Source organism: Bacillus sp. GMs2/2 (assembly GCF_050172095.1).
Classification (GTDB): domain Bacteria; phylum Bacillota; class Bacilli; order Bacillales; family Bacillaceae_G; genus Bacillus_A; species Bacillus_A cereus.
Genome location: NZ_JBNLYE010000200.1, coordinates 1 through 7414, shown reverse-complemented (window position 1 = coordinate 7414; position 7414 = coordinate 1). Strand labels below are relative to the sequence as shown.

Sequence of the window (7414 nt, the reverse complement as noted above, 5' to 3'; positions counted from 1 at the left end):
ATTCTATATTACACCTCTAAAGTATAATCGTCAACACCTTTTTATAAAGAATTTCAATTTAATATTTTTATGCTCTTTTAGCTAGATACGTCTCTATAGGATTTCATTATCGGAGCACACCTTCTGCTTCTCTTTAATTTATTTTTCCAAATATATTCAAGTTAATTTGAACTCTAGACTTAACTTGTGTGGACGTTTTCCTCCAACAAAACTAGCAACCTTATTTTAACAAATACTAGTATATAATTAGAGAGTTATTGTACTATCAATAAAACTCTATTAGAAGCAGGTGAAGATATGAAAGATATACGTATCCTTATAGCAGACGACGATAAAGAAATCCGAAATTTATTAAAAATATATTTAGAACGAGAATTATACATGGTAGACACTGCAATCAACGGCGAAGAAGCCTTGCATTTATTTAATCAAAATAAATATAACCTCGTTATATTAGATCTTATGATGCCCAAAATAGATGGAATCGAGGTATGTAAAAAACTTAGAGATAAAACTAACGTACCTATATTAATGCTCACAGCTAAAGATCACGAAGTTGATAAAATTTTAGGTTTAAGCATTGGTGCTGATGATTATATTACGAAACCTTTCAGCATTCACGAAGTAATTGCACGAGTAAAAGCTCTTATGCGGCGTTTTTTAGTTCTCGGAAGTAACAATACTGCTCAAGAAAAAACAACTTTATCTTTTAAAGGACTAACTATCAATTTAAATACATACACAGTTCATACAAACAAAGAAGAAATTAGCTTGACCGGAAAAGAATTGGAACTGTTAAAATTCTTTACTTCAAACCCAGGGCAAGTATTTACAAAAACACAGCTCTTCCGAAATGTGTGGGACGATAATTATATAGAAGATGACAATACCGTTATGGTACATATTCGAAAACTTAGAAAGAAAATAGAAATTGACCCTTCCAATCCAAAATTTATTCAGACTATATGGGGAATTGGTTATAAGTTTGTAGGTGAAAAGCTTGAAGACTGATAAAACCCTCTTCCTTATTTCATTACAACTTATCATTTGCGGGATTTTAAACATACAAATGGGCCCAAGATTAAAAATGTCTTTATTTATTATCCTTATCTTAATTACAATTTATCTCTTCTTTGCAAGAATACAATTCATTCAACATCGTAAAGCAATGGATACTAAATTAAGTCGTGTACTAAAAGGAAACTTACAAACGAGATTATTCACAAGCAATGACCACTCATTACATAATATCGTTTTTTCAATAAACGAGCTAATAGCTAAATTAGAGCAGGTTCAGATTGAAGCCAAAAGATCCGAGGAATCCAGAAAACAACTTTTGTCTAGTATCTCCCACGATATACGAACACCACTCACCTCCATTATCGGATATATAGATGCTTTGAAAGACGGAGTTGCTGCTTCTGAAATAGAAAAACAAGAATATCTTAAAATACTCTATATGAAATCAAATAACTTAAAGCACCTAGTTGATGAAATATTCAATATGGCGAAGCTAGACGCTAATGAATTTCCACTAAAAGAAGAAGAACTCGACTTTTCTGAAGTTACTAGAGAAGTTTTGATTGAATTTTTACCTGAGCTCTCAAAACATAACATCGAACTGCAAATTCTCATACCAGATTCTACTTGTCCTATCATCGCAGATCATCTAAGCATTATGCGGATTATCGGTAATTTAATGAAAAATGCAATTTATTACGGAAAGGATGGGAAAACAATAGGAGTCGAACTGCTAGAAGCTGATGCAGAATACAAACTTCATATTTGGGATCAAGGCCCTGGTATTCAAAAACATGATTTACAAAACATATTTGAGCGAATGTACCGAAGCGAACAATCAAGAAACTCTTCATTTGGTGGTAGCGGTCTCGGACTCTCTATTTCTAAAGCACTCGTTGAAAAAAATGGTGGGCATATATGGGTTGAAAGTACTCCATGGAAACGAACTACTTTTGGCTTTTCTATTCCAAAACACAATACTTTTAAGAAATAGTTAAGAAATGATTAATATGCAGTTAAGCCTTCCTTTTTATGATGTAAGTAAGAACTTATAGAAAGCAGGTGTCTCCTATAAATACAATTATAAAAACGACTAACCTTACTAAAGTATATGGCAATCAAAAATCCGTAGATAATTTAAATATTAATGTTCAACAAGGAGAGATTTATGGCTTCATAGGCCGCAACGGTGCTGGTAAAACAACAACCATTCGTATGCTGCTTAGTCTTATAAAACCTACAAGTGGAACGATTGAAATATTCGGAGAGAACTTATTCCAAAATCAAAAAGATATTTTAAGCAGAATTGGTTCTATAGTTGAAGTTCCAGGATTTTATGAAAACTTAACTGCAAAAGAAAACCTACTAATTAACGCAAAGATAATTGGGGTTCACAAAAAGAATGCTATCGAAGAAGCATTAGAAATAGTAGGCTTGCAGCATGAGACAAAAAAGTTAGTAGGAAAGTATTCTTTAGGAATGAAGCAACGCTTAGGAATTGCACGTGCTCTTCTCCATTATCCTGAGCTACTCATATTAGATGAACCAACTAACGGACTAGACCCTATTGGTATTAAAGAAATGCGAAAACTTATTCATTCTTTAGCTCAAGAAAGAAATATAACAATACTGATTTCTAGTCACATATTAGCCGAGGTAGAACAGTTAGTCGATCGTATCGGAATTATTCATGAAGGAAAGTTACTAGAAGAAGTTTCTCTTGATACGCTGCGCAAAGCAAACCGTAAGTACATAGAGTTTCAAGTGAATAATGACGATAAAGCTGTGATGTTATTAGAAAATCATCTTCAAATTTTTGATTATGAAGTACATGATGAAGGAAATATTCGTATTTACTCTCATTTTGGACAACAAGGATACATAAACAGAACGTTCGTTCTTAACGATATTGAAGTATTAAAAATGATGATAAGCGAAGATAGACTAGAAGATTATTTCACCAAACTAGTTGGAGGTGGAACAATTGGTTAATCTACTCTATACAGAACTCTTAAAACTAAAACGCTCTAATATGTTTTTAATTAGCATTATTGGTGCTGGTGTCGCACCTTTCTTAGTTGTAGTAGCCTCTTATATACATATAAAAACAAAACAGCCAACTCCAACTATTTGGTTCGATCAATTATTCACTGACGTTAACTTATATACTACTTTAGTTATAGGATTCCCCTTATATGGAGTAGTGGTTGCTTATTTGCTTACCCGCGAATATACAGAAGATACACTGAAAAATTTACTAACTATCCCCGTGTCGCGCATTAGCTTTATTACAAGTAAATTCATCATTCTCTTTCTTTGGATTATGATGCTAACTTTAGTCGCTTGGGCACTTACTTTAATATTAGGGCTATTGGGGAACTTCCCCATGCCCATCAACTTAAGAATACAAATCAGCCCCAAAACGAAAAAATGAGCTTTTTTATTACAAATTAGCATAAAATATTGTTCTGGGGGTAGTTATATTTTCTTGGCTTGATAGCGATGGGGTCCTGCCAACATAACAAGAATTTCGTACGCCAAGGAATTATTAGGTATATTTTTTTAATATATCCATTTTAAAAATAAGTTATACAAATAATTTGTTATATTTGCATGTACCCTAGCTGATATAATGTATAAGACAATTATTGGCTAATTAATAGTTCGCATATATTAGGGAGGTACATAAGTAATGATAGAAATAATCGCGGCATTAGTTTCACTAGTCGTACATTTTATTAGTTATCTCTTTTCAACAGGAGAAGACAAGAAAAAGGCAAAAGCAGATTTAAAAGAAGTTGTTACTGGTACTTATGGGAAAATGTTGTTAGGATTTTTTGGAGCTGCGGCGGTTACAGGAATATTTGTAGTCATTTGGATTTTATCAGAGTAAACCTTTCCGTTATTTTAGCCTATATAACGTATAAGGCAACTATTGGCTAATCAAGTGTACATATTTGGGTATGACGCAATAGATGTTTAACCAAGAAGAAAAGCATTAGAGGAAACAAGAAATTGAATAATAAGATATTTTGCAAAATATTTCTCTTTGTGAAAAGATAAGATCCTAATCTCAGATCTTATCTTTTTTATTTGTTAATTTGCAATAGGGCTACCGCCATATGCCCATTTTCATGATTAGTTCGTTTTACTTTTAATACTCTCAGTTGCTTTTTTAAATAGTTTCATTGCCTGTTCTGCTTTGTTTTCTGCCTGTTCCAACTTATTATCATTTTGTTCTTCTAATGCATCTGAGAGTAATTGCAGAGCATTCCAGTAATTATCCATTGCCTGCTTTATCTTTTTTTGTTCAACTTCTAACCCTTTAGGTGCCTCAAGGTATTTGATGTCTCTTACGTGTATTTTTGCCATATCCAAACTCAATTGGATTTCACTTTTCTTTGACTCATAATCCTTTATATCTGAATGCCCTATATTTTGTATCATTCTCATAACTTCATCCATCTTATTTGTATTTTCTACGATGGCTGCTATGTATTTATCAACTTCTGAACCACTAACTTTGTCGTTTAAATCTTCCTCACGATGACCCTCTTTCGCATGTTTCTGGTTCTCTTCCTTTACCTTTTGCTCTACATCAGGGTATTTCTCGTTTATCCCATTAAATACTGTCTCCCATTTAGAAACACCATCATCTATCCCAAACATACCGTTTTGTATGCTTTCTTTTGCTTTATCCTTATCATATTCACCATCATACTTACGGGCATCATACTGTCTAACTGCATCTTCTATTTTTATTAGGTGTTTTCTAATCTCTTCTACCCCTTCTTGTATTAAAAATTGGTAGTCTTCATACTTTTTAGGTGGTTTGATTTTTTCAAAACGGTTTATGTCCAAACTAATGTGACTAATTAAGGAATCTATCTCACCTATGTAGACACCCTCTTTTGTAAATAATTCATCAGTTTTCTTTTCTAATTTTTTTAAATGATACTGGAATTCTAAGTGTAGTTCAGTCAAACGATAAGGGTAATCTTCTTCAGATACTTTTACCTTGTTTTCACCTTCTGTGTCTGATACATTTGATTTACTTTCTTTACTACTTGATTCGTCTTCCTTACTTCCCTTTTCATACTCAATTCTAGACAAGGCGTTTCTTAGTTGATTTTCAATCTGTTCATCACTATAGTGTAATTTCTTTAGGTCAGATACCATTTTATCTGCATCATAATACTTATCTACTTTTCTATACTCTGACTGTGTAAGTCCATATGTATTTAATGTGCAACCTACTAGCATGAAACTAACACTTAACCCTGCTATTGCGATACCCTTAAATGATTTATTAATATTCATTTTAAACTTATCCCCTTTTTCTCTTAGTAATTCTTTTCTTCAACAATAGACAGACCTTCATGAGTTTTTGCATTGTCTGCTGCGTAGTTTAGTTTTCCTAACTTATTGTTTCAGTCTTAACTTAAATTTCTTTCTTATAATTACAAAAAGGATATACCAAAACATATAACTGCTAGTAAAATATATCCTTATATTATTTTATAATGATAACAATTAATGAGTCAAAGTGATTTGCGAAAATTATATAAAACAGGCATAATTTATTAGTTACTTGGTACTACCTTTACAGGAGTAGCAACACGTCTTCATCAACCCCAAAAAACAAATAACCAAACGAAATTTTGTGCTGACTTGTGACAAAAAACCTCATTTTTTCATTTTAGGAAAATCCTGAATTCTTAAATTAATTTGCATGGGGTACCGCCACATCGTTATCAAGCTAAGGTTTTGCACTATTCATAAAGAAAAAAAGACGTTATCCTTTTTGTAGAATTATAGGAAAGGATGGCGTTTTTTTATGGATCTTCCGATTCTTGACGAACTTCAACCGATTGCTGAAGAATTACAACAATATATGTCTCCCCATGTTCTAGAGCACTTAGCTAAAGAAATAGGATTCGTTCATCGAAAGAGTAAATATCAAGCAAAGGAATTAGTTGCTTTATGTGTATGGCTTAGCCAACAGGTTGCAAGTACATCACTCACACAATTATGTAGCTGTCTTGAAGTATCTACAGGTGTTCTTATCAGCCCTGAAGGGCTTAACCAACGATTTAATGCTTCCGCAGTACAGTTTCTTGAACAAGTTCTAGCTAAACTTCTAACTCAAAGAATTCATTCAACACAAGAAATAATTCATCAATACACCACGACCTTTAAGCACATTCGGATTCTAGATTCTACAACATTTCAGCTTCCAGATATATTTTCTTCACATTATCAAGGTTCGGGTGGAAGTAGCCATACGGCAGGAGTCAAAATTCAATTAGAGTATGACTTATTGAGTGGGAAGTTCCTGCACGTTTATGTAGGAGAAGGAAGAGAAAATGATAAAGCCTTTGGTTCAACAAGCCTACAAACCATTCGACCAAAAAACTTGTATATAAGAGATTTAGGCTATTTTGACTTACATGATTTACAGAATATCCATGATAAAGGAGCTTACTATATCTCACGTTTGAAATTAAATTCTCGAATCTATCGTAAGAATGATAGGCCAGAGTATTTTCGAAATGGGACCCTGAAGAAAGGGTCACTCTATATTCAGTTAGATATGGAAGAAATCATGAATCAATTGTCCCCTGGTCAAACAATGGAGATTTCAGAGGCATACATTGGACAGTATCAAAAATTACCAGCTCGTGTTATTATTCATCGATTAACAAAAGAACAAACAGAGAAAAGGTTGAAGGAACAAGCCAAAAAAGAAAAAAAGAAAGGTATTACCTACAAAGAACGAAGTAAACGGTTGAGTGGGATCAACGTGTATATTACGAATCTTTCTACAGAAAATGTTCCAACGGAACATATCCATGACTTGTATTCATTACGCTGGCAAATTGAAATTTTGTTCAAAACATGGAAATCTTTTTTTAAAATTGACAGGTGCAAAGAAATTAAGAAAGAACGCTTAGAATGCCATTTATATGGGCAACTCATTAGTATTTTACTCTGTTCATCGACGATGTTCAAAATGCGTCAGTTACTCTTAGATAAGAAAAAGAAAGAGCTGAGTGAATACAAATCCATCTATATGATAAAGAATTATTATCTATTGTTTTATGAGGGACTAAAGAAGGGCATCCATGAATTATTAAAAATTTTATTGCGTTTGTTTTACCAGTTAGAAAAAAACGGACGAAAATCTCACCGGTATGAAAAGAAAACAGTCTTTGATATCTTAGGTGTTGTGTATGATTGTACGTTGTCACAAGGTTTCCAAGTTGCATAATATTTTTAAAAACACCTATTTAATAGGTTTATTTGTTATGCACACCTTTAGTGTAGTCGTAAAAATTTCAAAAAACACATTCACATATACCCTCTTGTCCCCCTTAGCTTGATGGGCATGGGG

General features: G+C 32.9%; 6 protein-coding genes and 1 pseudogene. 6 read left to right on the top strand and 1 reads right to left on the bottom strand.

The genetic code is table 11. The features are described 5' to 3' along the window. Positions 1-297 precede the first annotated feature (297 nt). The 5 genes and pseudogenes from ACQGS6_RS19770 to ACQGS6_RS19750 all read left to right on the top strand — a co-directional run bounded on the left by ACQGS6_RS19770 (position 298) and on the right by ACQGS6_RS19750 (position 3913). Positions 298-1011, top strand: coding sequence for a response regulator transcription factor (locus ACQGS6_RS19770; RefSeq protein ID WP_000651991.1), 714 nt, complete (start codon positions 298-300; stop codon positions 1009-1011). Further along, complete coding sequence (locus ACQGS6_RS19765; protein ID WP_000845333.1) at positions 1001-2014, top strand: sensor histidine kinase; 1014 nt, start codon at positions 1001-1003, stop codon at positions 2012-2014. Before ACQGS6_RS19770 ends, ACQGS6_RS19765 begins: the two co-directional genes overlap by 11 nt. A gap of 68 nt (positions 2015-2082) precedes the next feature. Continuing rightward, complete coding sequence (locus ACQGS6_RS19760) at positions 2083-3012, top strand: ABC transporter ATP-binding protein (protein WP_000074581.1); 930 nt, start codon at positions 2083-2085, stop codon at positions 3010-3012. Next, positions 3005-3406, top strand: a pseudogene (locus ACQGS6_RS19755) (ABC transporter permease); the annotation flags it as partial. The gene ACQGS6_RS19760 and the pseudogene ACQGS6_RS19755, both read left to right, overlap by 8 nt. 306 nt (positions 3407-3712) lie before the next feature. After that, entirely contained in the window at positions 3713-3913 is a 201-nt protein-coding gene (locus tag ACQGS6_RS19750) for a hypothetical protein (RefSeq protein ID WP_000569755.1), read from the top strand. 245 nt (positions 3914-4158) lie between these two features. On the opposite strand, the gene ACQGS6_RS19745 is transcribed toward ACQGS6_RS19750, so the two are convergent. After that, the gene (locus ACQGS6_RS19745; RefSeq protein ID WP_426965461.1) at positions 4159-5340 is read right to left on the bottom strand and encodes a DUF7018 domain-containing (lipo)protein; all 1182 of its coding nucleotides are present in this window, start codon (positions 5338-5340) and stop codon (positions 4159-4161) included. Between the two features lie 517 nt (positions 5341-5857). Here ACQGS6_RS19745 and ACQGS6_RS19740 point away from each other — a divergent pair. Next, a complete protein-coding gene (locus ACQGS6_RS19740) occupies positions 5858-7291 on the top strand; it encodes an IS4 family transposase (protein ID WP_000365467.1) in 1434 nt (477 codons plus the stop codon). Positions 7292-7414 lie beyond the last annotated feature (123 nt).

What these genes read in the sequence shown, in the direction of transcription:
- ACQGS6_RS19750 (WP_000569755.1), top strand. Translation starts at nt 3,713, where the DNA reads ATGATAGAAATAATCGCGGCATTAGTTTCACTAGTCGTACATTTTATT.
- ACQGS6_RS19770 (WP_000651991.1), top strand. Translation starts at nt 298, where the DNA reads ATGAAAGATATACGTATCCTTATAGCAGACGACGATAAAGAAATCCGA.
- ACQGS6_RS19745 (WP_426965461.1), bottom strand. Translation starts at nt 5,340, where the DNA reads ATGAATATTAATAAATCATTTAAGGGTATCGCAATAGCAGGGTTAAGT.
- ACQGS6_RS19740 (WP_000365467.1), top strand. Translation starts at nt 5,858, where the DNA reads ATGGATCTTCCGATTCTTGACGAACTTCAACCGATTGCTGAAGAATTA.